1 pseudogene is annotated in these 1793 nt (G+C 70.0%); it reads left to right on the top strand.

The features are described from left to right. Positions 1 to 1033: 1033 nt before the first annotated feature. Positions 1034 to 1409, top strand: a pseudogene (locus tag ACFZBD_RS35165) (transposase family protein); the annotation flags it as partial. Positions 1410 to 1793 lie beyond the last annotated feature (384 nt).

The following is a 1793-nucleotide window of genomic DNA, read 5'->3' as shown; positions in this document are numbered from 1 at the left end:
GGCACCACTCCGCATTGGTCAGATCCCCACGGCCCATCCGGTCATCCTGACCCCAACACCCCCGCAACGTCCGGAGATCCAAGAAACAGTGCCTAAGCGACCCGAACGCTGGACCCTGGCCAATCGGGGGCCTGGACCCGGCGGCTGCTGGTGCTCTCCACCGATCGGCGGACCTCCGGGCAGCGGAAGGCCGTGGCCGGGGGCGGATCTTACGATGAGCGCACGACCTCCTCCGCGCAGCTGTCGAGCGCCGTCCTGCCGGGCGGCTGTTTGCGCTGGGGGGAGTGGAGCAGTTCGCCGCGTTCGGAGGCGGCCCACGACATGGTGATGGCCAAAGCCGCCGATGCATCCCACGCGAGCGAGGGATGCTCGCACACGGACGGCGGAGCGGATCACCTGGCCCCGCGGACGGGTCCTGCGTGGCGGCCGGGACGTGCTCCGCGTACACGCCGCCCCCGCTGACCAGCACCCTGCTGGAACACCCCTCGCCACCGTCTCCGTGATGCAGACGCGTCGGGGACATCGCCAGCCACGACGGCCCGGATAGCGCCGATCGTGCCTCTCGCCCGCGGTCTGGACGAGGATCCCGACCGCTTCCTGCGGCAGCCTCAGCGGAGGTCTCGCCGGGTGGCAAAGGAGAGCTCCTCCGGCCGGTCCAGTGGATCAGGATCCGCCGCTGGCGCGAGATCATGGCACGCGCCACCGTCATCTGCTTTCAGGGGACTCGGGCGAGGACCAGCCTCCGAAAGCCAGCAGCGCCGACCGCCCGCAGCCGGAGCGCGACGTGCTGCAGCTGCGATCCGCTGGTGAACACGTCGTCGACGAGCAGGCCGGTGGCTCCCTTGATGTCGCCGGTGTCTCCCGTTTAGGTCAGGGCAGCGGCGTGCGCGGTCGCGGCCGCGCGCTTCTCGTCCAGAGTGCGGTTCGCAGACCGAAGCCGTCTCCGCCTGCTTCACCAGCCGGTGCGCGCCGGGCGGGCTGAACGGAAAGGCGCGGGTCACATGCTCCGTGTAGGCCGCGTCCATGATCGCCTCGTCACGGCGTGAACGTGCAGGTCGTGGCCCATCCCGCGGGCAACCTGCTGTGGATCTCACCCGCGCTACCCGGCCGCACGCATGACCTGACTGCGGCCCGCACTCACCGCATCATCCGGATCTGCGAACGCCAGGGCGTCCCCCTCCTCGCCGACCGCGCCTACATCGGGGCCGGCCCCTGGGTGACCACACCGACCACACGGCTCCCGCACCGGGACCTCACCACAACCCAGCGAACGATGAACCGGGCCCTGTCAGCGGCACGAGCACCGGTCGAGCATCGCGCGACTGAGTCCTGGCTTCCGCAAAGCCCGCTGCAGCCCCAACCGCATGACCGTCATCGCCGCAGCCATCCTCACCCTGGAACGTCAACGCAGAAAGCGCTCACTCAGCAGTGTCCATAAGATGGTCAACTCACCTGGGCGTGCCAGGTCATGCGGTGCTGCGCGGGAGCGCGGCAGGTGTGTGAGCGGGAGGGGCGGTCAGAGGCGCTGATGAGCGTGCAGCCGCCGCCGGTGGTCAATGCCCCTATGCCCCTATGTGCGGGCGGAGGCCGTTCGCTCTATGCGGCAGAACCGCCGAGACAGCCGGACGCCTCGCAGACGCTCGTGCTGGGGCGCCTCGACGAGGCCGGGGCGGCCCGGTCGGGGGGCGCCGTGGCCGACTAGGCACTGTTTCTTGGATCTCCGGACGTTGCGGGGGTGTTGGGGTCAGGATGACCGGATGGGCCGTGGGGATCTGACCAATGCGGAGTGGTGC

This window comes from Streptomyces sp. NPDC008121, assembly GCF_042957155.1.
Taxonomy (GTDB): Bacteria; Actinomycetota; Actinomycetes; order Streptomycetales; family Streptomycetaceae; genus Streptomyces.
This window is presented reverse-complemented; position numbering and strand designations above follow the sequence as displayed.